Source organism: Mycobacterium kansasii ATCC 12478 (assembly GCF_000157895.3).
Classification (GTDB): Bacteria; Actinomycetota; Actinomycetes; order Mycobacteriales; family Mycobacteriaceae; genus Mycobacterium; species Mycobacterium kansasii.
On the sequence record NC_022663.1, the window covers coordinates 4,878,365 to 4,903,776 of the forward strand.

At 64.5% G+C, this 25,412-nt stretch carries 18 protein-coding genes; 4 read left to right on the forward strand and 14 right to left on the reverse strand.

Going from position 1 to position 25,412, the window contains the following annotated elements:
* Nucleotides 1-26: 26 nt before the first annotated feature.
* From MKAN_RS21205 to MKAN_RS21220, 4 genes are all read right to left on the reverse strand, one after another.
* Nucleotides 27-404, reverse strand: coding sequence for an NADH-quinone oxidoreductase subunit A (locus tag MKAN_RS21205; RefSeq protein WP_023371909.1), 378 nt, complete (start codon nucleotides 402-404; stop codon nucleotides 27-29).
* A 255-nt stretch (nucleotides 405-659) separates the two neighbouring features.
* On the reverse strand, nucleotides 660-1,061 hold the full coding sequence (locus MKAN_RS21210) for an Rv3143 family two-component system response regulator (protein WP_023371910.1): 402 nt from the start codon (nucleotides 1,059-1,061) through the stop codon (nucleotides 660-662).
* Between the two features lie 129 nt (nucleotides 1,062-1,190).
* A complete protein-coding gene (locus MKAN_RS21215; RefSeq protein WP_023371911.1) occupies nucleotides 1,191-1,886 on the reverse strand; it encodes a class I SAM-dependent methyltransferase in 696 nt (231 codons plus the stop codon).
* Nucleotides 1,883-2,506: a DedA family protein gene (locus MKAN_RS21220; protein WP_023371912.1), complete on the reverse strand. Its 624-nt coding sequence runs from the start codon at nucleotides 2,504-2,506 to the stop codon at nucleotides 1,883-1,885. Before MKAN_RS21220 ends, MKAN_RS21215 begins: the two co-directional genes overlap by 4 nt.
* 586 nt (nucleotides 2,507-3,092) lie before the next feature.
* Between MKAN_RS21220 and MKAN_RS21225 the strand changes: the two genes are divergently transcribed.
* Nucleotides 3,093-4,355 carry a PPE family protein gene (locus tag MKAN_RS21225; protein WP_023371913.1) on the forward strand — a complete coding sequence of 421 codons (1,263 nt, stop codon included), beginning with the start codon at nucleotides 3,093-3,095 and terminating at the stop codon, nucleotides 4,353-4,355.
* A gap of 15 nt (nucleotides 4,356-4,370) precedes the next feature.
* On the opposite strand, the gene MKAN_RS21230 is transcribed toward MKAN_RS21225, so the two are convergent.
* Both MKAN_RS21230 and MKAN_RS21235 read right to left on the reverse strand, forming a co-directional pair.
* On the reverse strand, nucleotides 4,371-4,904 hold the full coding sequence (locus MKAN_RS21230; protein ID WP_023371914.1) for a YceI family protein: 534 nt from the start codon (nucleotides 4,902-4,904) through the stop codon (nucleotides 4,371-4,373).
* 124 nt (nucleotides 4,905-5,028) lie between these two features.
* The gene (locus MKAN_RS21235; protein ID WP_036391794.1) at nucleotides 5,029-5,430 is read right to left on the reverse strand and encodes a nuclear transport factor 2 family protein; all 402 of its coding nucleotides are present in this window, start codon (nucleotides 5,428-5,430) and stop codon (nucleotides 5,029-5,031) included.
* Between the two features lie 442 nt (nucleotides 5,431-5,872).
* Here MKAN_RS21235 and MKAN_RS21240 point away from each other — a divergent pair, with 442 nt between their 5' ends.
* Both MKAN_RS21240 and MKAN_RS28915 read left to right on the forward strand, forming a co-directional pair.
* The gene (locus tag MKAN_RS21240; protein WP_036444274.1) at nucleotides 5,873-7,852 is read left to right on the forward strand and encodes a PPE family protein; all 1,980 of its coding nucleotides are present in this window, start codon (nucleotides 5,873-5,875) and stop codon (nucleotides 7,850-7,852) included.
* A gap of 35 nt (nucleotides 7,853-7,887) precedes the next feature.
* Complete coding sequence (locus MKAN_RS28915; protein WP_023371918.1) at nucleotides 7,888-15,438, forward strand: PPE domain-containing protein; 7,551 nt, start codon at nucleotides 7,888-7,890, stop codon at nucleotides 15,436-15,438.
* 144 nt (nucleotides 15,439-15,582) lie between these two features.
* Here MKAN_RS28915 and MKAN_RS21250 read toward each other — a convergent pair whose 3' ends face one another.
* Genes MKAN_RS21250 through MKAN_RS21285 form a run of 8 tightly spaced genes read right to left on the reverse strand, consistent with a single transcriptional unit; the run spans nucleotide 15,583 to nucleotide 23,134 of the window.
* Entirely contained in the window at nucleotides 15,583-15,921 is a 339-nt protein-coding gene (locus MKAN_RS21250) for a DUF6285 domain-containing protein (RefSeq protein WP_023371919.1), read from the reverse strand.
* Nucleotides 15,918-16,883, reverse strand: coding sequence for a phosphotransferase family protein (locus MKAN_RS21255; protein ID WP_023371920.1), 966 nt, complete (start codon nucleotides 16,881-16,883; stop codon nucleotides 15,918-15,920). Before MKAN_RS21255 ends, MKAN_RS21250 begins: the two co-directional genes overlap by 4 nt.
* Complete coding sequence (locus tag MKAN_RS21260) at nucleotides 16,880-18,118, reverse strand: acyl-CoA dehydrogenase family protein (protein ID WP_023371921.1); 1,239 nt, start codon at nucleotides 18,116-18,118, stop codon at nucleotides 16,880-16,882. The genes MKAN_RS21255 and MKAN_RS21260 overlap by 4 nt, the downstream gene beginning before the upstream one ends.
* An 11-nt stretch (nucleotides 18,119-18,129) precedes the next feature.
* Nucleotides 18,130-18,750, reverse strand: a complete 621-nt coding sequence (locus tag MKAN_RS21265) for a TetR/AcrR family transcriptional regulator (RefSeq protein WP_023371922.1) — start codon at nucleotides 18,748-18,750, stop codon at nucleotides 18,130-18,132.
* Nucleotides 18,750-19,646: a hydroxymethylglutaryl-CoA lyase gene (locus tag MKAN_RS21270; protein ID WP_023371923.1), complete on the reverse strand. Its 897-nt coding sequence runs from the start codon at nucleotides 19,644-19,646 to the stop codon at nucleotides 18,750-18,752. Before MKAN_RS21270 ends, MKAN_RS21265 begins: the two co-directional genes overlap by 1 nt.
* Complete coding sequence (locus MKAN_RS21275; protein WP_023371924.1) at nucleotides 19,643-20,851, reverse strand: CaiB/BaiF CoA transferase family protein; 1,209 nt, start codon at nucleotides 20,849-20,851, stop codon at nucleotides 19,643-19,645. Before MKAN_RS21275 ends, MKAN_RS21270 begins: the two co-directional genes overlap by 4 nt.
* Nucleotides 20,848-22,029, reverse strand: a complete 1,182-nt coding sequence (locus MKAN_RS21280; RefSeq protein ID WP_023371925.1) for an alpha/beta hydrolase — start codon at nucleotides 22,027-22,029, stop codon at nucleotides 20,848-20,850. The genes MKAN_RS21275 and MKAN_RS21280 overlap by 4 nt, the downstream gene beginning before the upstream one ends.
* Before the next feature lies 1 nt (nucleotide 22,030).
* Nucleotides 22,031-23,134, reverse strand: a complete 1,104-nt coding sequence (locus tag MKAN_RS21285; protein WP_023371926.1) for a homogentisate 1,2-dioxygenase — start codon at nucleotides 23,132-23,134, stop codon at nucleotides 22,031-22,033.
* 352 nt (nucleotides 23,135-23,486) lie between these two features.
* Between MKAN_RS21285 and MKAN_RS21290 the strand changes: the two genes are divergently transcribed.
* A complete protein-coding gene (locus MKAN_RS21290) occupies nucleotides 23,487-25,412 on the forward strand; it encodes a PPE family protein (protein WP_023371927.1) in 1,926 nt (641 codons plus the stop codon).

The window sequence follows — 25,412 nt, forward strand, 5'->3', positions numbered from 1 at the left end:
AACCCATCTCAAACCCATCTCAGCCCTCAATCCCACGTCAGGCCCCCGCGCCGCCACACGTACGCGTAGGCAACGAACACCGTGAGCATGAATATCAGCATCTCGACCAGCGCGAAGGTGCCCAGCGCGTCGAAACTGACCGCCCACGGATACAGGAACACGATCTCGATGTCGAAGACGATGAACAACATTGCTGTCAGGTAGTACTTGATCGGGAACCGCTGCCCGGCCGTCGCGTGCGGGCTGCTCACCGAGCTGTCTGTCGGTTCAATCCCGCATTCGTAGGCCGCGAGCTTCGAACGGTTGAAGCGCGACGGGCCGGCCAGGCTTGCGATCACAACCGAGAACACAGCAAAGGCGGCGGCGAGCGCCGCCAGCACCAGGATGGGTATGTAGACGTTCACGTCGCTCCATGATCCGTCGTATTGGCCGCCGACACGGCGGCCGGGCGGTGACCGGGCTGCTGTGACGGGCCGGGCTTGTGGACCGCCGCAGTGACCTTCAACATAGTCGCGCTACGGCAAGGGCCCATGCCCGGGGTCAACCCTCGCGGGCACCTGCAGATCCGTGGCCGCGGAGGCGTTGGGGTCCCCCGGGGTTGATCGGAGTTGGGGTTGGCCCGGTAGCCCGGTGGGCCATTGGGTTGCGGTACGCGGCGGTCAGAGCGCGGGGGCACGCAACAGGCCGAGCGCCGTGCGGCCGAGCACGATCGGGTCGATCGGATGCGATACCGCGGCCTCGGCCCGCGACCAGCTGGCCAGCCAGGAGTCATCCGGCCGCCCGGTGAGCACCAGAATCGGTGGGCACGTCGAGAGTTCGTCCTTGAGCTGTTTGGCGATTCCCATGCCCCCGGCTGGTGTCGCCTCGCCGTCGAGGATGGCCAAGTCGATGCCGCCTTCGTCCATCCGCTGTATCACCATCGGAGCTGTCGCAATTTCGACATAGGTCAATTCCGGCAGATCAGGGTGCAGCCGTTTGCCCAGTGCACGCATCACCTGTTGGCGGGTTTGGACATTGTTGCTGTAAACGAGGATCCGCAGAGCGTCGCTGGAGTCGGGCACGGTGAAGATGCTACTTGTGCTCGTCAGCCTTCTTTGGCACGGCGGGCATCGAGGCTATCGTGCTGTGACCTCCTCGGTGATGGGCGCACTGCGTGCCTAGCGGTGAGGCGGGGCTCGGACAGCGAGGTCCTACGCACTGAGCGTGTTCCAGTCACGACCCGTGTTTCCCCCGGTGCCGTCGGCCGGCGCGATCAAATGGTGTACCCGGGCGGGCGGAACGTTCCGGAGAACATTCTCGTGGGCGACCTCGTGCTCGCTCATGTGCGACAGCATGAGTTGCTCGACACTGCGGATGCGAGCGCGCTGGGTCCCGCGTGACAGGGTTCTGCGGATTTGCCGGAGGTACAGGTATTCGACGTAGGTGAGTACCCCTCCAGGCTTGAGCAACCGGGTGTAGGAGTGGAGGATCTCCGCCACCGTGATCGCGGGGAAGTTGCTGTGCGGCAGGCTCGAAATAATGAAATCGTATGGCTCCGCGGCATCGAAATACTGGAACGGTACCTCGTGGATATTGGTGAAATTGCTGGCCGCCTGCCAGCGTGGTTCAGTGGCAAAACGTCTCTGCAACACGCGGACAAAGGAATCATTGATTTCCACCACGTCCAATCTGTCACCCGGGCGCAGGTGGTCGACAATTCGGTCAGTGAACGCGCCGGTGCCTGGCCCGCAGTCCAGAACGCGAATAGGCGCTGGCCCACGGCGCCGAAGGTGGCGGGTCATGGCCCGGGCCAGGTAGCGGGTGCTCGGCATCACCGATCCGGTTGTCTCGAATTTCCCGCAGAACTCGCGAAAAAACAGGGTGGTGTCAGGCGACTGTTGAGTCATTGTGCTTTTCCTTGTAATCGGGGCCCGTGCGCGCTCAATTGCACGCGCCAACGCTTCCAGACGCCGTAATACAATCCGCCGGTCACAGCCGTCACCAGCAAGATCGCAGTCGCCGCCCATTCCGACCGGTGAATCAGTCCGCTGATCCATCCAGCGCCGAGATAGCTGAGTAAGAAGAAAATGCCGACGGCCAATGTCGCGCATACCACGTCGCACACCAGGAACCGGCGGAAGTCCATCTTTAGGGCACCGATTGCCAGATACAGCGGAGTACGCATCCCCAGCAGGAAACGCACCAGGAGGAACACCTTCACGCCATGTTGCTGCAGGATGCGCTCGACGTGCCCTGTTCGATCGCTGTCGACCAACCGCGCAAACCAGTGATATCGCCCCAGGTGTGTCTGACCGAGACCCCTGCCGATCCAATACAGCGCGCAATCGCCGACCAGTACTCCGGCCAGGCACGCCAAGATCGCCAACCCGGGTTCGAGCCGGCCGACTGAAGGTGAGCTCAACGCGCCCGCCGCGACGGTGACCACTTCTTCCGGGACGGGAATGCCGGTGGCCGTAAGCAGCGGCAACAGCAAATACGAATGGTGCGACAGGATGAACGTTTCCATACGTCAATCCCGGGTCGGGCCAACGAACGACGCACCTTGCGGACCGCCGGTTGCGCCGGGTCGCTTAGCTCGGCGATTGGCTGCGGCCCACCAGCTCTCGTGAATTGGGCATCCAAAATTGTTGGCCATGGCCGCAAACCTGCCTCCGTTATACGCATCGACAACCTTCGCCTGGGGCCGGTTGCGGACCGTCCGGGCGGCTAACGGACGTGATCAAGAGACGCAGGCGGACCATCGTCTATGGAAACAAATGCCGTATCGCACATAAATTAGAGCTTCTGTCAACCGTAGTTGTCAATACTGGTTGACACGGCGCCGCGAGACGGCGGATTCACCGTCCGGTCCGCTGCGGTGAACTCGCCGGCCTCGGCCCCTGACGAGTGGCCGTCGGCCCGGTGCGCGCTGGTTGAGACCAACAGGGCCCGGTTCGGGGTGGCGTCTGGCGCAGTGGGGGAGCGCCCTTGAAGTCGGGCGCGGGAGCGAAAATGATGAATGCAGGGCTAAGCGGCGAATCGGCGGCTATTTGTCGTTACGCTGTGTGCAGATCGGGTCGGAACCCGGCAAGCGATTCTGGAGGACTGGTGCAGTGAGTTTTTGGGTGCTGCCGCCGGAGATCAACTCTTTACGAATGTTCATTGGCGCGGGTTCAGCGCCCATGTTGCAGGCAGCGACCGCGTGGGCGGGACTTGCCGACGAGTTGGGGGCCGCGGCCCAATCCTTTGCCTCGGTGACCTCGGGCTTGGCGGGCCAGGCTTGGCAGGGTCCGGCAGCGGCGGCGATGGCGGCTGCGGCAGCTCCGTACGCGGCGTGGCTGAGTGCGGCCGCGGCGCAGTCCGCCGGGGCCGCCGGGCAAGCCCGTGCCATGGTCAGCATGTTCGAGGCAGCCCAGGCAGCGACGGTGCTTCCGGCGGCCGTGGCTGCCAATCGCGACGCGTTCGTGCAGTTGGTGATGTCGAATTTGTTCGGCCAGAACGCGCCGGCGATAGCGTTCGCGGAGAGCATTTACGAGGAGATGTGGGCTGCGGACGTTTCTGCGATGTCGGGCTACTACTCCGGTGCCGCGGCGCTCGCCTCGCAGTTGGTGCCGTGGCAGAGCATCCTGAAGGGCCTCCCGGGTATGGGCAGCGCCGGCGCCGCGGGCACGAGCGCAGGCAGTGGAGCTGCGGGTACTACCAATGTCGGCGGCAACGGGGAGGGTGCAAACGTAGCCGGCGGCGATAACGCCGGCGGCGCGAGCGGCGGCCCGGTCGGTGGGGAGACGACCAACGTCGTCAACAGCAGCACCAGCGCCGGGCTGGCGCAGGCCGACCCGATGTACAGCAACGTAGGTCAGGGGACTGCAGGCAGTGGCAATGTCGGCAGTGCGAGTCTCTTGAGTGGCGGCACTACCAGCGCAAGCGGCGGCGTCGCGACCCCCGGAATGATGGGCGTTCCGATCCCGATCCCGGCCACGGGCGGCAATCAGACCGGGTCTGCCGGCATTGGCGTTGGTGCGGGAAGCGCTGGAAATGCCGCACCAACTCGGGTACCGGAAGCAGCGGCCCCTCCGGCGGCCGAAGTCGAAGCTGCGGCTCCCCAGCTGCGAGTATTGCCGAACGCGGATCCGGAGATTGCCGCGAAAGCGGCCCCGGTACCGGTAGCGCGGGTGACGCAATCGACGGGTTCGGGAATTCCGGAGTCGGCGCTACGGCCGTCGCGGACCGCCGATGTGTCGCACCGGTCGGCCAACACGCAGGACCAGGCTTCGGAAGCGGAGGAGAAGGTGGTTTCGCTACGGCCGGAAGCCGAAAAGGGGAAGCTGCGACCTCGGGCAAAGCAAGAGCCGGGAATTCAAATGCGCGGTGGCTGAACGGACTTCGTTCTGCTATGGCGCCTTCACGAAACAGACCTCGCCCGATGCGGTCGCTGTTACGGCCAGAATGCCGAACTTGTTCCACCGCAGGCCGAACTGGACTCGGTCGATCTCGGTTTCGCCGGCTATGCGCACCGAGCCGTCGCTGAACTCGGTGACCGTGACCGGCAGGGTTACCGGGTCTGTGATGCCTTTGATGGTGAAGCTGGCCTGCAGTTCGGCGTGTTTGCCCTTGGTCGGGTGCAGGGCGGTCACCACAACCCGGATTTCCGGGAAGCGTTCGACCTCGAAGAAGTCGGCCGAGAGTAAGTGCTTGTCGCGCAGGCGGATACCGGTGCGCAGCGAGGCGACGTCGACCTCGAGATAGCCGGAGACCGTGCCCTGGTCAGTCAGGTTGCCGCGGCCGACGAACTTGGTGAATTCGCCCTTGACCGCGAGCAGGCCCCACATGTTCTTGACTTTGAAGGTGACCGCCGAGCGATCCGGAACAAGATTCCATGCCCCGGCGGCATCGGGATCGCTGAGTAGCGTTTCGAGCGTCGTCATCGTGCTGCCTCACTGTCTATCGGGCGTGGAGCCCACCCGGTGGTTGTCGGATCCTTTGTGGTGTACCCGCAAGCGGAGGGACCGGTCGCAAAGCCTGTCGCCGGCGGCGATGCACTGACGGGCCTCAGCCGAGCAAGGGCGCAAGCTCGGCCGGGTCGAAGTACTCGTCGATCCGGTTTATCAAACCTTCGGTGTCCAGCTTGATCACGATGCAAACCCGCAGCTCGATCGACTGCCCGGTCTGGCCCGCGGCATGTAGCACGTGCTGTTGGACGAAGCCCCTACCTGACCCGTCCTCGAAAATCTGGCGGTCCAGAACCTCATAGCGACGCTCCGCGGTCGCCGAGACAAACCAATCGATCACCCGCAATGCGCGGGCCTTGTCGTCATCGCGATGGGCACCCGCGCGCCACACTGCGATGTCGTCGCTCCACATGCGGGCAACCGCCGCCCGGTCGCTGTTTTCGATGGCCGTGAACAACCGGTCGGCCACTTCGGCAATGGCCTCGGTGGTGGAAGAGGGCATGAGCATGATTCCTATTCGTCGTCGTATCCGCGTGTGCGTCGGCCAATCGGCGTCGTACCAGTGTTAATCGGGCGGCGATCGGCATGTCAGCGCTGGCCGGTGCGCGCGCCCGGACCCAGGCATCGCTGCGGCTGCCACGTGCCCGTTGTTCGTCATGGTCGGGTTCGACGATACGCACGGGCTCGGTGGGTGGCCCGGTTTGAAGGAGGGCTCGTCGGGACCGTCTGATTCGCCGAGTCGCGCCGCTAACCCGTCGGCAACGAGGGCGCTGCCGCGACCGCGGAACCCGCTGCGTGGCAGTGGTAACCGGGATGCGGCCAGGACCCCCTAGAGCAATTCGCCCGAACCGCTGACAGCCTGGGCGCGCCGGTGTAACGGTTGCTCTGGCCCGTAATCGCGGGCCCGTCGGTCGGGGCAGGTCGGCTGCGGAAGGGCTAGGGTGATGAATTTTTCGGTGTTGCCGCCGGAGATCAATTCGGTGCGGATTTTCGCCGGCGCCGGTCCGCAACCGATGCTGGCCGCGGCTACGGCCTGGGACGGACTGGCCGGCGAGCTCGCCGGTGCGGCGTCGTCGTTTTCCTCGGTGGCATCGGGGTTGGTCGACGGCTCGTGGCGGGGGCCGGCGTCAGCGGCGATGGCGGCTGCAGCGGCGCCATACGCCCGATGGTTGAGTGCCGCGGCGGGCCACGCTTCAGGGGCGGCAGCCCAGGCTCGTGCGGTGGCCAGAGCGTTTGACGCGGCGCGCGCGGCCACAGTGCATCCATTGATGGTGGCGATCAACCGTAATCGGTTCGTGCAGCTGGTGGCGTCGAACGTGCTTGGCTTGAACGCGCCGGCGATTGCCTCAGCCGAGGCCCAATACGAGCAGATGTGGGCGCAGGACGTGGTCGCGATGCTCGGTTATCACGCTGACACGTCTGCCGCGGCGGCCGCATTGTCGCCGTGGGGTGCTGGGCCGCAAGGCAATTCCGCCGGATCGGGCCAGTCGGGCACGTCAGAGATGCCGGCTTCCGGGAGAGGACCGGTGGCGTCCGCCATCTCGGCCGGGTCGAGTGCGGCCGCCGGCACCAACATCTCGCTGTCCAACCTGGGTTTCGGCAATACCGGCAATGGAAACTTCGGCTCCGGCAATGCCGGCGATTTGAATCTGGGCAGCGGCAACAACGGCAACGTCAACCTGGGTAGCGGCAACAACGGCAACGTCAATTTCGGCAGCGGCAACACCGGTAACGTCAACCTTGGCAGCGGCAATGCCGGCAGCCTCAACGCCGGCAGCGGCAACGCCGGCAACAACAACCTGGGCAGCGGTAACAACGGGGATGCGAACCTCGGCCACGGGAACGTCGGCAGCAATAACTTCGGCAGCGGAAATATTGGCGGCGGCAACCTTGGCTTCGGCAACGCCGGCAGCAATAACTTCGGCAGCGGAAACAATGGCAGCGGCAACCTCGGCAGCGGGAACGGTGGCAATCTCAATGTCGGCTTTGCCAACACCGGTAACAACAATATCGGCTTTGCGAATACCGGAAACAATAATATCGGTATCGGCCTCACCGGCGACAATCAAATTGGATTCGGCGGCCTGAACTCCGGCACCGGAAACGTCGGCTTGTTCAATTCTGGTAGCGGTAACACCGGTATTTTCAACTCTGGAAGCAACAACCTGGGGTGGTTGAACTCGGGGGTGGGCAACTGGGGTGGCTGGAACTCCGGGATGGGCAGCACCGGCTTCGGAAACTCGGGCGTGACCAGCACCGGCTTCTGGAATTCCGGGTCCTACGACACCGGCTTTGGTAACGCCGGCTCGGGCAATGCCGGCGCTTTCAACGCGGGCAGCCACAACACCGGCTGGTTCAACTCGGGCTCCGGCAGCACGGGCGACTACAACTCGGGCGACGGTAACTTCGGGAGCTTCAACGCAGGCGACGTGAATACCGGGAGCTTCAACGCGGGCTCCGTCAATACCGGATTGTGGAATTCGGGCCATACCAATACCGGCGCCTTGAACTCCGGAACGCTGAACACCGGTTTCGGCAGTTCGATCATACAGACGGTTGCCAACTCGGGGTTTGGCAATACCGGTACCGGCAACTCTGGTTTCAACAACTTCGGTGATAACAACTCGGGCTACGGCAACGCGGGTGTCGCTGGCGGCCCCGGCCAGAACAATGCGGGTATCGGGAATCAAGGGACCCTGCACTCCGGAATTGGAAACACGGGTTCCAACAACGACTCGGGCTTCGGGAACACGGGCTTTTATAATGTCGGGTTCTTCAACACCGGAGACAATAATTCCGGCTTTGGAAACATCAACGACGTTGCCAGCGGATTCAATTCGGGTATTGGTAATTTCGGCAACAGCAACTCCGGGGGCTTCAATATCGGTACCGGTTGGGCCGGCTTCTTTGGTAGCAACTTCTGAAGTCGACCGGGCCAGCTCGGAGAGGAAAGAATGCGATGAACTTTTCGGTTTTGCCCCCGGAGATCAACTCGGCGCAGATTTATGCCGGTCCCGGGTCAGCCCCGATGCTGCAGGCGGCGGCGTCGTGGCAGCGGCTGGCCGACGAATTAACCTCGGCCGCAGCGTCATTCGAGTCGGTGACCGAGGCGTTGGTCGGCGACTCCTGGCAGGGCTGGGCGGCGGCGGCGATGGCGAGTGCCGCCGCTCCATACGCGAGCTGGCTGAACGCCGCCGCCGCCGGGGCCCAGAGTGCGTCCGTCCAGGCCGGTACAGCGGCGACGGTGTTTGAGGACGCGCTAGCGGCGATCGTGCATCCGGCGGTGGTGGCGACGAATCGGAATCAGCTCGTCATGCTCGCGATGTCGAATTTGTTCGGTCTGAATGCTCCGGCGATCGCAGCCACCGAAGCGCACTACGAGCAGATGTGGGCCCAGGATGTGGCAGCCCTGTCGGGCTACCACGCCGGGGTTTCGACGGTGGCCGCTCAGCTGGCGCCGTGGCAAGGAGTGCTGCAAACGCTTCAGGGCAATGCAAGCAGTTCGATTGCGGCCGTCAACCTGGCCGCCCAGGCTGAATCCCTCAATGCTTTGGATGTCAGTGTGTCGTTCAGCGGGCTGCAACTTGTGCAGTTGGGCACCGCGCAGGCGAACTCGACTTTCGGTGGGCTGGCGGTGGCCCTCGGCCAGAACAGTTCTGCCAGTGCTGCCGGGTTGCTCGACGGGGCCTGGGCCCTGGGCAGCGCCACCGGCGCCAGCAGTAGTGGCATTCTCAACACGGCGTTGGCCGTGGGCGACACCAGCACCGCACAGGCCGGCGGCTTGTTTACCCTGGCCTCGGCCTTCGGTAGCGGCAACACTGTCAGCACCGGTGGTTATGTGAATTTCGCCGGGCTGGTCGGTAATGGCAATCAGGTCGGTGTGGTTGACGGCTTTGGCAACCGCGCTTGGGTTTTCGGTGACGGCAATGTAGCGCAGGTGAGTGGTTTGTTTACTGCGGCATCGACTTTCGGCAGTGGCAGCAGTGTGAGCACCGGTGGTTATGTGAACTTCGCCGGGCTGGTCGGTAATGGCAATCAGGTCGGTGTGGTTGACGGCTTTGGTAACCGCGCTTGGGCTTTCGGTGACGACAATGTAGCGCAGGTGGGTGGTTTGCTTACTGCGGCATCGACTTTCGGCAGTGGCAACAGTGTGAGCACCGGTGGTTACGTGAATTTCGCCGGGCTGGTCGGTAATGGCAATCAGGTCGGTGTGGTTGACGGCTTTGGTAACCGCGCTTGGGTTTTCGGTGACGACAATGTAGCCGATGTCGTCGGCGTGGTCACAAGGGCTCTTACGCTCGGTAGCGGCAATAGCACCGGCGCCGGTGGCACTGTGAACTTCACCGGAATTCTGGGTAACAACAACCAGGCCGGTGCGATTGACGGTATAGGCAACGGCGCCTGGGTTTTCGGGGACAACAACGCAGCCCACGCCGGCGGCGGGTACTTCAACGCTGCAACAGTGCTCGGCAACTACAACAGCCCGGTCGGAGTCGGCGCGAACGGCACGGGCTCCGTAGCCCGAACGAACATCGCCAACTTTGCTACCGTCGTCGGGAACCACAACAGCACAGTTACCGTGGGTGCCAATGGAAATGACGCAGTCGCGAACACCAACATCGGCACCTTCGCCACTGTGCTCGGTAGCAACAACGGCATGGTTACCGCCGGTGCCGACGGAAGTGGTGCGGTCGCGAACGCCAACGTCGGAACCATTGCTACCGTGTTGGGAAATAACAACAGCGGTGTTCAAGCCAGTGTCGCCGGCCAGACCAATATCGCCACCGTCGCTACCGTGCTCGGCGACAACAACGGCGGGGTGTTGGCCGGTGCTGATGGCAACCTCAATATCGCCACGATGACCAACGCCATCGGCAACAACAACAACGGGGTCGCGGCCGACGCCGTCGGCAACACCAACATCGCCACGTTCAGCAACGTAATCGGCAACGCCAACAGCGGCATCGCAACCAGCACCGATGGCGATACCAACATCGCCACCTTCGCGACCGTGGTCGGCAACGGCAACCATGGGGCTGGCGCCGATGCCGTCGGCCGCCTCAACATCGCCACCTTCGGCACTGCAGTCGGCGGCGGGAACGAGGTCGGCGCGAGCGCCAACGGCGACACCAACATCGCTACCTTCGCCAGCGCCGTCGGCAACGGCAACCATGACGTAACCGCTGCCACCGCAGGCCATCTCAATATCGCCACCTTCGGCACTGCCGTGTTCAACGGCAATCATGAGATCGGTGCCAGCGCTAGCGGTGACACCAATATCGCCACCTTTGCCACCGTGGCAGGCAACGCCAACGGTGATATCACCGCCGCGGCCGTCGGCCGCACAAATATCGCTACCTTCGCCACCAGCAGCGGCCTGATAAGTGTCGGGAACGACGGCGTCAAGGCCACGGCTGACGGTGACTTCAACATCGCCACCTTTGCCAACAACATCAACATCATCGGCAATGGCAACCAGAACATCGAAGCCGGCGCCAGCGGCACCGGCAATATCGCCACTTTTGCAACGGCATTCGGCAATGCGAACGACGGCGTTACCGCCGGCACTGACGGACAGGGCAACATCGCGACATTTGCCACCGTCTTTGGAAACGCCAACACGGGCGTGGCGTCCAGCGCTGCGGGCACCGGAAATATCGCCACTTTTGCCACCAATGCCGGTTTAATCGGCAACGCCAACAACGGGATCGAAGCCAGCGCTAACGGCACCGGCAATATCGCCACGTTTGCCACCAACATCGGATTCGTGGGCAACGCGAACGACGCTGTCAAAGCCAATGCCACCGGAGGCGGTAACATCGCCACCTTCGCCAGCGTCGTTGGCAGCGGCAACCAGCAGGTGGAAGCCAGCGCGAACGGGAACAACAACATTGCCACTTTGGCCGGGGTTTTCGGCAACGGCAACGATGGGGTCCGAGCCACCGCGAGCGGCAACGCCAATATCGCTACGATGGCCACCTCCCTCACTCTCTTTGGCGAGGGCGACAATTCGGTCGCGGCCAACGCCAACGGCCAAGGCAATATCGCGACGGTCGGCACCGCCGCTACCATCTTCGGCACTGCCAGCAACGTGGTCGAAGCCGGTGCCAATGGTGGGGGCAACATCGCCACCTTTGCCAGTGCTTTCGGCGACAGCAATGGTGTCACCGCAAGCGCCATGGGGGACAACAACATCGTCACCTTTGCTACTGCGGTGGGTAACGACAACGGTGCCGTCCTGGCCAGCGCCACCAATCGGGGCAATATCGCCACGTTCGCCACCGCGGTCGGCGATAACAATGCACCCACCGCCCAGGTCGTAGGCGACGGTAACATCGCGACTCTTGCGACCGTCGTCGGCGACCACAACGGCGGGGTTCTGGCCAGTGCTAACGGCACCGGCAATTACGCCACGGCGGCCACCGCGGTCGGCAATGCCAACACCGCGGTCGAGGCCACGACTGACGGGGCGGGCAATATCGTCACCTTCGGCACTGCGGTTGGCGATGCCAATGCGCTTACGGCCGAGGCCAACGGCACCGCCAATATCGGCACCCTTGCGACCGTGGTCGGTGACCACAACAGCGGGGTGCTGGCCAGTTCCAACGACGTTGCCAATTACGCCACCCTCGCCACCGTCGTCGGAAACGGCAATACCGGCGCCGCCGCAACCTCCAATGGCGACACCAATATTGCCACCCTTGCAACGGTTGTCGGCGACAGCAACGCGGTGGCGGCGGACGCGGCCGGCCACACAAACATCGCCACCCTGGGCACCGCAGTGGGTAACGGAAACAACGGAATCGCAGCGACTTCCGACGGCAGACTCAATATTGCAACCGCTGCCACCGCCGTTTTCGGTGACAACCATGCGATTACGGCCGCCGCCACCGGTGGCACCAATGTTGCCACGGCGGCCACGGTGGTCGGTGATGGCAATAGTGGGGTGGCGGCTAGTGCGGATGGCAGCGTCAACATCGCGACGGCGGCCACGGTGGTGGGTGATGGCAATAGTGCGGCGATCCGGGCCATGGCAAGTGGTGATACCAATATCGCGACGGCGGCGACGGTGGTGGGGGATCGTAATGCTGGGGTGTTGGCCAGTTCGCAGGGGGTGCGCAATATTGCGACGGCGGCCACGGTGGTGGGTAATGACAATGTGATTGATGCGGCGAGTGCGATCGCGGTGGGGGAGACCAATGTTGGTACGGCGGCGACGGTGGTCGGTGATGCCAATAGTGGGGTGGCGGCTAGTGCGGATGGTCGTATCAATGTGGCCACGGCGGCCACGGTGGTCGGTGATGGCAATAGTGGAGTTACGGCGGATGCGGATGGCAGTGTCAATGTGGTGACGGCGGCGACCGCGGTTTTTGATGGGAATCAGGCGATTACGGCAACTGCTGTCGGTGACACCAACATCGCCACGGCGGCCACGGTGGTGGGGGATCGTAATGCTGGGGTGTTGGCCAGTGCGCAGGGGGTGCGCAATATTGCGACAGCCGCGACGGTGGTGGGTAATGACAATGTGACCGATGCCGCGAGCGCTATCGCGGTGGGGGAGACCAATATCGCGACGGCGGCGACGGTGGTCGGTGATGCCAATAGTGGGGTGGCGGCTAGTGCGGATGGTCGTATCAATGTGGCCACGGCGGCCACGGTGGTGGGTGATGGCAATAGTGCGGCGATCCTGGCCACGGCGAGCGGTGATACCAATATCGCGACGGCGGCCACGGTGGTGGGGGATCGTAATGCTGGGGTGTTGGCCAGTGCGCAGGGGGTGCGCAATATTGCGACGGCCGCGACGGTGGTGGGTAATGACAATGTGATTGATGCGGCGAGTGCGATCGCGGTGGGGGAGACCAATGTTGGTACGGCGGCGACGGTGGTTGGTGATGCCAATAGTGGGGTGGCGGCTAGTGCGGATGGTCGTATCAATGTGGCCACGGCGGCCACGGCGGTCGGTGATGGCAATAGTGGAGTTACGGCGGATGCGGATGGCAGTGTCAATGTGGTGACGGCGGCGACCGCGGTTTTTGATGGGAATCAGGCGATTTCGTCGACTGCTGTCGGGGACACGAACATTGCGACGGCGGCGACGGTGGTGGGCAACGCCAACAATGGGGTGGCGGCCGGTGCGGATGGCAGCCTCAACATCGCGTCGGCGGCGACGGTGGTGGGTGCCGACAATGGTGGGGTTGTGGCGGGGTCGAGCGGTGACACGAACATTGCGACGGCGGCGACGGTGGTGGGGGATCGTAATGCTGGGGTGTTGGCCAGTGCGCAGGGGGTGCGCAATATTGCGACGGCGGCGACGGTGGTGGGTAATGACAATGTGATTGATGTGGCCAGTGCGATCGCGGTGGGGGAGACCAATGTTGGTACGGCGGCGACGGTGGTTGGTGATGCCAATAGTGGGGTGGCGGCTAGTGCGGATGGTCGTATCAATGTGGCCACGGCGGCCACGGCGGTCGGTGATGGCAATAGTGGAGTTACGGCGGATGCGGATGGCAGTGTCAATGTGGTGACGGCGGCGACCGCGGTTTTTGATGGGAATCAGGCGATTTCGTCGACTGCTGTCGGGGACACGAACATTGCGACGGCGGCCACGGTGGTGGGCAACGCCAACAATGGGGTGGCGGCCGGTGCGGATGGCAGCCTCAACATCGCGTCGGCGGCCACGGTGGTGGGTGATGGCAATAGTGCGGCGATCCTGGCCACGGCGAGCGGTGATACCAATATCGCGACGGCGGCCACGGTGGTGGGGGATCGTAATGCTGGGGTGTTGGCCAGTGCGCAGGGGGTGCGCAATATTGCGACGGCCGCGACGGTGGTGGGTAATGACAATGTGATTGATGCGGCGAGTGCGATCGCGGTGGGGGAGACCAATGTTGGTACGGCGGCGACGGTGGTTGGTGATGCCAATAGTGGGGTGGCGGCTAGTGCGGATGGTCGTATCAATGTGGCCACGGCGGCCACGGTGGTGGGTGCCGACAATGGTGGGGTTGTGGCGGGGTCGAGCGGTGACACGAACATTGCGACGGCGGCGACGGTGGTGGGGGATCGTAATGCTGGGGTGTTGGCCAGTGCGCAGGGGGTGCGCAATATTGCGACGGCGGCGACGGTGGTGGGTAATGACAATGTGATTGATGCGGCGAGTGCGATCGCGGTGGGGGAGACCAATGTTGGTACGGCGGCGACGGTGGTTGGTGATGCCAATAGTGGGGTGGCGGCTAGTGCGGATGGTCGTATCAATGTGGCCACGGCGGCGACGGTGGTTGGTGATGCCAATAGTGGGGTGGCGGCTAGTGCGGATGGTCGTATCAATGTGGCCACGGCGGCCACGGTGGTCGGTGATGGCAATAGTGGAGTTACGGCGGATGCGGATGGCAGTGTCAATGTGGTGACGGCGGCGACCGCGGTTTTTGATGGGAATCAGGCGATTTCGGCAACTGCTGTCGGTGACACGAACATTGCAACGGCGGCCACGGTGGTGGGCAACGCCAACAATGGGGTGGCGGCCGGTGCGGATGGCAGCCTCAACATCGCGACGGCGGCCACGGTGGTGGGTGCCGACAATGGTGGGGTTGTGGCGGGGTCGAGCGGTGACACGAACATTGCGACGGCGGCGACGGTGGTGGGGGATCGTAATGCTGGGGTGTTGGCCAGTTCGCAGGGGGTGCGCAATATTGCGACGGCCGCGACGGTGGTGGGTAATGACAATGTGATTGATGCGGCGAGTGCGATCGCGGTGGGGGAGACCAATGTTGGTACGGCGGCGACGGTGGTTGGTGATGCCAATAGTGGGGTGGCGGCTAGTGCGGATGGTCGTATCAATGTGGCCACGGCGGCCACGGCGGTCGGTGATGGCAATAGTGGAGTTACGGCGGATGCGGATGGCAGTGTCAATGTGGTGACGGCGGCGACCGCGGTTTTTGATGGGAATCAGGCGATTTCGTCGACTGCTGTCGGGGACACCAACATTGCGACGGCGGCCACGGTGGTGGGCAACGCCAACAATGGGGTGGCGGCCGGTGCGGATGGCAGCCTCAACATCGCGACGGCGGCCACGGTGGTGGGTGCCGACAATGGTGCCGTTACTGCTAGCGCCGTCGGCGACAACGACTTCGTCACCGCTGCTACCGTCGTGGGCCGCGGCAACAACGGGGTCGCAGCCGACGCCGTAGGCGGCAACTTCGCCAACGCCGCCGTGGTCGTCGGCGGCGACAACACCGACGTCCATGCGCAAAGAGGCCACTTCAACGCCGCGGTCGTCGTCGGAAACGACAGCACCGCCTTCGCGGGGGGTGAAACAGGCGACGAAGGCAATCGCGACCTGGCGATCGTCGTCGCCAACAACGCCCAGGCTCGAGCATTCAATGGCAACAACGACATCGCAATCGCCAGGGCAGACGGCGCATCGGCGATCGCAGGTCCCGGCGACAACATCGTGGACATCCAGCCGCCGTTGTTCTCATTACTAGTGGCGGCCTTGCGCGGATTATTCTCCTAAGCCATCTCGACCGGTGGACGCCGGTCGCACCCCCGGCGGTGCAGCGAAGCGGCCGAAACGCACGCAGGTGAGCATCGAGCGCCCACCCGGGCAGTCATCCAGTCCACCGGGCGGCGACAACGCAATCGGCACCGCCGACGCCGCCTATTCGCTGTCGTATCCGGGATGAGCGACCGCCAGACGATGACGTACCAGTGCGCGCAGGCAGGCCATGACTTCCTCGTCGCGGCCGTCCAGTTCACCGGCCCGGATCGCAGCGGCAAGGGCGGCCTCGTCGGCGAAACCAAGGTCGGCCAGCGCGGTCCGGACTTCGGCATCACCGGAACTCAGCAATTCACGCTCGACCATGCGCAGGGCGTTGGCGGCAACGCGGGCATGGAAGTTGACCTGCCCGCTGGTCGCCGCCCGCACGTCCCCTTCCAGGAAGTCGGCGACGGCGGCCACGAGCTCGGCAGCGGTGGGCCGGCCGTGAAGCCCGGTCATCGTCCGACCGCCTCGAGCAGCTCGAGCAGATCCCACTCGTTCTCACAGACCCGGCGCCCTATCGCCGCCAACTCGACCGATCGGGTCCGACCACTCAAGTGGCGCTCCGCCTGGTACCGACAGATGACACCCCAACGCAGGGTGGCCAGTACCAACCACCAGCGAAACGCCGCCCGATCGACGGTGGCCCCGCCGGCTTCCTCATACGCCTGCAACAGGCTCTCGATGCTGCCCAGCCCGCCGGCGCCAAGGCTCGCCGGAGCCCCGAACCGCCAGGCCCGCACACAAAACCAGGCCAGGTCCTCATATGCCTCCCCGACATGCACCAGCTCCCAATCCAGAACGGCCGCAAGGTCGGAGCCGTCGACGATGAGATTTCCCATCCGGAAGTCGCCATGCACCAGAACTGCTGTCGAAGGCGGTGGTCGACGCGCCCTAAGCCAGCGGAAGGCCCATTCGAAGGTGGCGGTGGTGTCGCCCATGGAATCGAGCCGGTCACGCCACTGCCCGAGCGGGTCCTCTCGGACGAGGCCCAGGCCATTCCACTCGGCGCGGTGAATCGCGGCCAGTGCTCGCGCGCATTGGCGCAACAGCCGTGTCCGGCCGGGATCATCGAGTTGCCGCTGGATGCGCCGGACAATGGTTTCGCCTTTGACCTCTTCGCAGATCAGGAACGGATTGCCCAGTGCCGCAGGCGAATCGTCGGCCAGCAGAATGTGCGGCACCGGCGCGCCCGCGGCTGCCGCGGCGGCCTGGACGCGGGCTTCGAGTTCCATACCGGCGTGCACGTCGTCGGGCGGGCCGATGCGCAGAATCAGCGGTCGACGCTCGGCGCCCACGACGGCGTCGAACGCCCACGTGGTCCTGCTGGCGCCGCCGGTGAGCACCCGCAGGTTTTCGATCGCCACCTCGGCGCCCAGCAACGGGTCCAGCAGCGCGGCCAAGTCCTCCAACAGAGTCACTTCTTGCCGAACTTGAACAGCCGCTGCGCAACCCGGCGGATCTGAATCTCCTCCGCGCCCTCGGTGATCCGATAGCGGCGGTGATGGCGGTAGATGTGCTCGAACGGTTCGTGACGGCTATATCCCATTCCGCCGAAGACTTGCATGGCCCGGTCGGCGGCCTCACACACCAGCCGGTTGGCGCGGTAATTGGCCATTGCCACCTTGTCCGACACTTCCATGTGGTGATTGCGATCCAATTGGTCGGCCGCGTAGTACACCAGCAGCCGCACCATCTGCGCCTCGGTCTGCAACTCGACCAGCGGCCACTGGACAGCCTGGTTCACCGACAATGGCTTACCGAATACCCTACGTTCGTTGGCGTAGTCGACGGCCCGGTCGATGCAGTACTGGGCGGCGCCCAGGCTGCTGGCCGCCTGGCGAATCCTGTTCTCGTGCAAGAAAGTCTGGCCCACCTCCAGACCACGATCGACCTCGCCGAGGACGGCGTCACCGGATACTCGGACGTCCTCAAGTGCCACCTCGCCGTGGTCGGTCGGCATGTTGAGCGTCCACCAGTAGTACGGCACGGTGAAGCCGGGAGTATCGGTGGGGACGAGAAACGCGGTGATGCCACGGGCCTGACCGGGTTCGCCCGAGGTTCGGGCGAACACCAGATCATGGGTGGCGCGGTGCACGCCGGTGTTGAACCGCTTGGCGCCGTTGATCACCCAGCTGTTGCCGTCGCGCTCGGCACGGGTCTCGAGCCAGGTGGCATCCGAGCCGTGACTGGGCTCGGTCAAACCGAATGCCATAGACCGCTCGCCGGTGATGAGCGCCTCGGTCCACTCCTTCTTCTGCGCCTCGGTGCCGAATCGGTCCATCATGATGACCTGGGGGAAGTTGCCGACGATGGAGGACTCGTTCTGCAAGTCGTTGTGCAGCCCGAGCCCCTTGTGCGCCAGATGTTCCCGGATGACGGCCATATCGACGTTGGTTCCGTCGCGGCCTCCGAACCGCGACGGCAGGCCGTAACGCAGCCAGCCCGCCTGGTCGGCGCGCCTGCGCATCTCGGCCAGCAGGTCCTCCCACTCGCGCCGGGGGACGCCACCGTTGTCCCAGTCGGTGCGGGCATGCTCGCGGCGGTGGTCGAAATACTGGATGTGCTGGCGTTCCAGCGGTTTGATATCGGACTCGATGAATTCGTCCATCTCGGCAAGCAGACCGGGAAGATGTTCTGGCAGACTGAAATCCACGATTGAGCTCCTTAGGTGCCGTACAGAGTTTTCTTCCAGATCATTGACAACGTCTTGATCGCATCCTCGTCGCTGATGTCCAGACGCAAATTTTCAGGGCCCGAGCGCCCCACGAACACGGTGGTGAAGTTTTCGAAAAGCAGCGCGATCGCGGCGGCCGTGTGCTGCGGATGCAGCTCAGCACCGTAACCCTGCTCCTGAGCGCGGCGGACCGATGCGGCCACGATGTCCATTCCGAAACGCCGGAATTCGTTCTGCACGGCCGCGAAACGCCGTTGGGTGGCGGCCAGTTGGGCAACGGCGATCATGATGCCGATGTTCTGTTTGAAGATGTTCCAGTATCCGGTGACCACCGAGGTGAAGAACGTGTCGTCGTCGGGGGTATCCGGCAGATGCACACTCAGCCCGGAGGGAGCGACAACGTCGTGCAGAAATGATTCGGCGAGCGCGGCCAGTAGGTCTTCTTTGTCGGAGAAGTACCGGTAGAACACCGCGGGCGACTTACCGGCGGCCGAGGTGATGTCGGCCAGAGTGGTTCCGTGAAAGCCGCGTTCGGCAAAGAGCTTTCGCGCAGCCTGTTCGATGGCCTGCCGGGTCTGGCGGCCCTTGGCGGTGAGTACGCCGGCGGCCATCAGTTCCGGATCCGGTCGCCGGCTCGTAACAACGCACCCGGCAAGTCATGGCCGACCACCGATTTCGCAACCTCGGCCGCGGCAATGGCGGCCGGCAGGTCGATGTGGACCTCGAAACCGCTGTCGGCCAGCAGATACACCAGATCCTCGGTGGCGATGTTGCCGGTGGCTCCGGGGGCGAACGGGCAGCCGCCGAGGCCGCCGACCGAGGCATCCAGCCGGGTGACACCGGAACAGACCGCCGCGTAGGCGCTGGCCAGGCCCGCACCCCGGGTGTTGTGGAAGTGTCCGCCCAGCGCAATGTCGCCAATCACCGGATGTAGCTGTGCGATCAGCGAACTCACTCGACCCGGCGTCGCGGTGCCGATGGTGTCGGCGATCGAGAACCGGTCCACGCCCAGGCCGCGGGCGACGGCGGCGATGTCGAGCACCCGCTGCGACGGGGTGGGACCGTCGAACGGACAATCCCATGCGGTGGCCACGATCACCTCGACGATCACCCCGCTGCCGCGGGCGATGGCGAGGATCTCGCCGATCTGACTGGTTGCCTCGGCGCTGCTGCGACCGACGTTGGCCGCGCTGAACGAGTCGCTGGCTGCCACCACATATTCGATGGCGCGCAGGCCCGCCGCGATCGCCCGCTTGGCGCCGTTGGGGCTGGCTACCAGCGCGGAGAACTCGATGTCGGGATACCGGTGCAACTCGGCCGCGAGTTCGGCGGCATCGGCCATCGCCGGAACTTTGGACGGCGACACGAACGCCGTTGCTTCCACCTCACGCACTCCCGTGGCGGCGATCGCGGCCAGCAACTCCAGCTTGGCCGCCAACGGGATCGGCTTTTCGATCTGCAGTCCGTCGCGCAGCGAGACCTCGCGAATGGTCACATGCTGGTTCATAGCACCCCCTCGGCGCGCAAATCGGTGAGCTCCTCGACGGTTTTGCCCAGCAGCCCGATATAGACGTCGTCGTTATGCCGGCCAGGGTGGGGGGGACCGGCGGAGCGCACCCTGCCCGGTGATTCGGAGAGTACCGGTACGATCCCTGGACCCAATACGGATCGTTCGACCCTCTCATCGTAATGTTCGACCAGCATGCCGCGCGCCCGTAGCTGTGGATCGTCGACCACTTCCGCGACGGTATTGATCGGCCCGGCGATCACGCCTGCGGCGGAGAGAGTTTCGATGATTTCGCCGGGCCGGCGCTCCGCGGCCCAGGCGCCGATGATTGCGTCGAGTTCGTCCTGGTTGCGGCCGCGCGCCCCGTGGGTGGCGAACCGCTCGTCGGTGACCAGTTCCGGACGCCCCATTGCCTTGCACAGCCGGGCGAATACGGTGTCCTGATTCGCGGCGATCACCACCCAGGAGCCGTCGGCACTGCGGTAGATGTTGGACGGCGCAATGCCTTCCAGACGGGTGCCGGACGGTCCGCGTACCACCCCGCCGACGTCATAGTCCGGAATCGTGGATTCCTGTACCGCCAAACAGGATTCGGTCAGGGCGACGTCGACCACCTGGCCCCTGCCGGTGACGCCGCGGCGATACAGCGCGGCCAGCGCCCCCTGGGCGCCGAACATGCCGGCCAGGGTGTCACCCAGCGACAGTGCCAGCCGCGGCGGCGGACCGCCGGGGAACCCGTTGAGATGACGCAGTCCGCTGGCCGCCTCGGCCACCGAGGCGTATCCGGCCTTGTGTGCGTCGGGACCGGTTTGTCCGTAGCCCGACACCCGAACCAGAATGATGCCCGGGTTGCGTTCGCTGAGCACGTCGTAACCCAGGTTCCACTTTTCCAGCGTGCCCGGGCGGAAGTTCTCCACGGCAATGTCGGATTTCTCGACCAGTTCGAGAAAGAGCTCCCGGCCGCGCGGACGGCGCAGGTCAAGGGTGACGGCCCGCTTGTTGCGGGCATGCACGGTCCAGAACACGTGGTGCCCGTTGAGTTCGGCTTGACCCCAGGTGCGTAACGGATCCGGGGCACCCGGCGGCTCCACCTTGATGACGTCGGCGCCCATGTCGCCGAGCAGCCGCCCGGCGAACGGACCGGCGATCAAGGTGCCGAGTTCGAGCACCCGGATGCCGTCCAGCGGTCCGGTTGGCGCCGTCACCGCGTGCTCGCGAAGTCGTGTCGGATGAGCCAGTCGGTCACGACGTCGACGGCATGTGCCAGCTTGTCGCGCTGGTTGGGCCCCGCGTAATAGTGTGTGGCGCCCGGTATTTCGTACATCTCCTTGTCGGAATTCCCGATCGCGTCGAAGAGCCGCCGGGTATGGCTGGGCGTACAGGCGTCGTCTGCCAGGTTACCGATCACCAGTGCCGGGACGGCGAGATCACGCGCACATGCTACGCCGTCGCCGCGGGCATCGTCATAACTCCACTGGGACAACCAACTCCGTAACGAGCAGAACCGGGCCAACCCGACCGGGCTCATGTTCACCACTCGCGGATCACCCAGATAGCAGGTGCCCGGGGTGCGTTCGTTGGGATCGACGGTCGGGTCGAGCCACCTCGGGTCGGCCATGGTGCCGTGCACGACGAAGCAGAACTCGTCATCGGGGCGGCCCCGGGCGGCGAGTTCGGCGAGCTTGTCCTTGACCCAGGCGGTGATTCGGCGATTTCGGTCGATCTGAGCCTGCCGGTACCGCGCCAGGAATTCCTGGCTGTAGGGCGGCTGGTTGGGATTATCCGGGTGGTACAGATCCAATTCGGGATCGCGCTTGGTCGGGTCGGTTTCGTCGAGGATCGACGCGTCGAGCCATTCAGTGAGCGTGCCGTGCCGGCTGATGTGCGCGGCCAGCAACATGATTCCGTCCGCGGCGGGAAGGTCGAGCCGGGTCAGGTCGGGACCGTCGCCGGAGGGGCTGGAGGTGACGGTCGCGTGCTGCGCCTGTTGTTGGTAGAACATCGATAGCGAACCGCCGCCGCTCCACCCGGCCAGCACCACTTTCTGGTATCCCAGCCTGGCTTTCGCGTCCTTGATGCACTCGCCGAGGTCCTCGACCACCTTCTCCATCAGCAGCCCCGAGTCGGTGCCGCGAAACCGGCTGTTGCAGTAGATGACGTGGTGGCCGGCCCGGGCGAGCGCGTTGATCATCGGCAGATATGCGCCGCCGCCGATCGGGTGCATGAACACCAGTGCGGTGTCCGACGGCTTATCCGAGGGCCGCAGCAGATAGCTTTCCAGCACGGTGATCTCGGCCAGCCCGCCATAGACATCGCGGACGCCGGAATTGTTCTGGAAGGCAACGAGGTAAGGAATTCGCTGATAGTCGTGACGGGTCGTCATGTCAGTGCTGCCCTAGGTCGTGGGCCAGCATCTCGGCGCACGGGGTGAGTCGCCGGCGGGTATCGATGGCGATCACCTGCCAGTCGACGGTCGAATATTCGTCGAACTTGCGACGGGCGCGTTGCCGTGCCTTTTCCGGTGCCCCATGGTGAACGCCTTGGGGGGCATGGGATATCAGCCCCGGCGGCATCGGAATGCCGTACAGCGAACCGCCGTGGAAGAAGGCGATCTCGTCATAGTCGACGTTGCGGTGATACCAGGGTGTGCGTTCCGTGCCGGGGATGCCCTCGGCGGGTTTGGGCAGGAAGTTCATGACATAGACCCCGGTGGCCTGCATGAACAGATGCACTGTCGGGGGCAGGTGGACGCTGTTGGAGGTGACGACGTTGTAGTCGCCGATGTTGAAGGTGAACGGGAAGTTGTCGCCGCGCCAGCCTTCGACGTCGATCGGATTGTGTTGGTAGTAAAGGCTTGTCGGGACGCCCTCGGCAAGAGGCCGGTGGATCAGCCGCACCTCGTATTGGTCACGGTCATCGTCGTCGATCGGTGCCGGCTCCGGGATGGTGATCTGCGACGGGTCGAACGGGAAGTGCCGGCCCAGCGCGCCCGGCGCCGGCACCCGAAATTCGTCGGCGGCCTCGACCATCAGCAGGGTCGTTTCGCTGTCCGGTATCTGGCGCCAGGTGCAGGCCTTGGGGATATAGACCCAGTCACCCTCCCGGTAACGCAACGGGCCGAACTCGGTTTCGGCCATGCCGCTGCCCCGGTGGACGAAGCACAGCAAGTCGCCGTCGACGTGGCGGGTGTAGAACGGCATGGCCTGGTGGCGGCGGCTCAGCAGAATCCGGCAGTCGATGTTGTGGAACATCAGCAGCGGACCGCCGTTGGCATCGGTGGCGTCGCTGGGTTTGAGGTCATCGGATAGGACGTCGAGGGGTCGCAGCGGGCCGACCGCCCGATACGCGGTGGGGTCGTGGCGGCGGTAGATGTTGGCGGTCCGTCCGGTGAATCCGCCGCGGCCCAGTTCGTCGTCCTTGAGCCCGTCGAGATCGGCATGCAGGCGCCGCGGTGTCCGGCCCTTACGCAGGTGGACAAAGGATTCCATACGGTGGCTCCAGGGGGTCGGGCAGCTACGGGGGAATTCGGCGACACAAAACTGAAAGTGATATTACTTTTCTTTACGCTGGATGCAAGGGCCCCGCTCCGTGCGGTAGGCGCCGGCACGGCCGGCGACTCAGCGACGGCGGCGCACGCGGCATCGGCTCGACCAGCCGAATCGCCGAACCGCGCCGTGATGCACAGGCCTCCGGTATCCAATGCGGTTGACACGAAGCGACTTCGACTGTGCACAATGTCAACCAAAGTTTTCTAAAACCGCAACGGCCGGTGACAAAAGCGGTTACGGTACCCCGCAGTTGTCTACGCGTGTTGACGTTCTGAGGGGGAGGTGGGGTGTGATGGAGTTCTTGACGTTGCCGCCGGAGGTGAACTCCGCGCGGATTTTGCGCGGCCCCGGACCGGCGCCGCTGCGGGCCGCGGCGACGGCGTGGGCGACGCTGAGCGAAGATCTGGCCTCGAGCGCGACTGCGGTGTCGTCGGTGATGTCGGAGATTAGCGGCTCCGCGTGGCAGGGTCCGGCGGCGGCGGCGATGGCCGCGGCGGTGGCCCCGTACCCGGGCTGGCTGGGGGCCGCGGCGACGAGGGCGGCAGCGGCCGGTCGTCACGCCGCAACGGCGGCTGCCGCCTACGAGACGGCGCGGACGGCCACGGTGCCGCTGGAGATGCTGGCACAGAACCGGTCCCGCCTGGTGTCGCTGGTCGCAGCCGATGTCCTGGGGCTCAACGCGCCGGCGATCGCGGCCACCGAGGCCCACTACGAGCAGTTGTGGGCACAGGATGTGGGCGCGATGGCGGGCTACTACGCCGGTGCGTCGGCGGCCGTCGCGCAGCTGACACCGTGGCAGACGTTGCTATCGACCCTGGAGAGCCCGGTGGGCGGCATGAAGGCGGCCGAAGCCGCTGTCTCGGCGAGCAGCCCCAGCGCATCGACAGCGGCAACCGGTGTCACTTTGGTGATCGGCGGCAGCGGCTATCCCATTCCGTCGCAAAGCTATGTGAACACCGTGGTTGCCGACTACGTCACCCCCACCTTCCCGGGTTTTACCACGGCTAACGCGCAATCCTTATACACGCCTGCGCAGTCGTATTGGATCACCGGCGTGAAGACGCTGACCGAAGACGCGTCGTGGGCTCAAGGCCTTACCATCCTGGACAACGCCATACACGCACAGCTGGCCACCGGGAACAACGTTGCCGTTCAGGGCTTCTCGCAAGGCGCCGGCATTGCGTCGCTGGAAATGGCGAACCTGAAAGCCGAAGGAGTACCGACGAGTTCGGTGAGTTTCTCGCTGATTGGTGATCCGATGAACCCCAACGGCGGCCTGTATTCGCGCTTCGACGGGCTGACGTTGGCGAGCATGGGCAAATCCTTCCCGGGCTCGACACCGGCCAATGACTACCCGACGGTCATCTACACGATCGAGTACGACGGGTTCGCCGATTTTCCGCAGTACCCGCTCAATTTGGTGGCCGACGCCAACGCCATGCTCGGCGCACTGTATGTGCACCCGCAGTATCCGGTGCTGACCCCGGCGCAGGTCGTTACGGCTGTGCAACTGCCGACGCAGGGGCCGACCACGACCACCTACTACATGATTCCCACCCAGAATCTGCCGCTGCTCGAACCGTTGCGTGCACTACCCCTGGGAAATACGGTCGCCGATCTGATTCAACCGGACCTGAAGGTGATCGTGAACCTGGGTTACGGCAACCCCGACTACGGCTATTCGACCGGGCCGGCCAATGTGCCAACCCCGTTCGGGCTGTTCCCCGACGCCAGCCCGGGGGTTGTCGTCGCCGATTTGATCGATGGGACGAGGCAGGGGATCGGTGCTGCCGCAGCAGATCTCGGCACATGGCATGCCCCGGCAGGAAACCCAGCGCCAAATCCCTTCGCGCTCAGCGACTTGACCCCGCCCACCGTCGCGGCAACCACGATCGACGGCATCATCCAGGGTCTGCAGACCGGGAACACCAACCTCACCAACGCCGTCACCAGCGCGACGTCGTCGGCTTATGCGACCCTGCTTCCGACCGCAGATATGTTGAGCGCCATCCTCGTTTCCCTGCCGTCCTATGACGTCAACCTCTTCCTCGACGGCGTCAGGCAAGCACTCGACGGCGATCCCGCGGGCATCATCAATGCGATCGGCTATCCGATTGCCGCCGACACGGGACTGCTCACATTCCTGAGCTTCTTCCTTGCGTACGCCTACTATGGCGCGGCCAAATCGATTGCCGGCGATTTCGCGTCGCTGATCTGA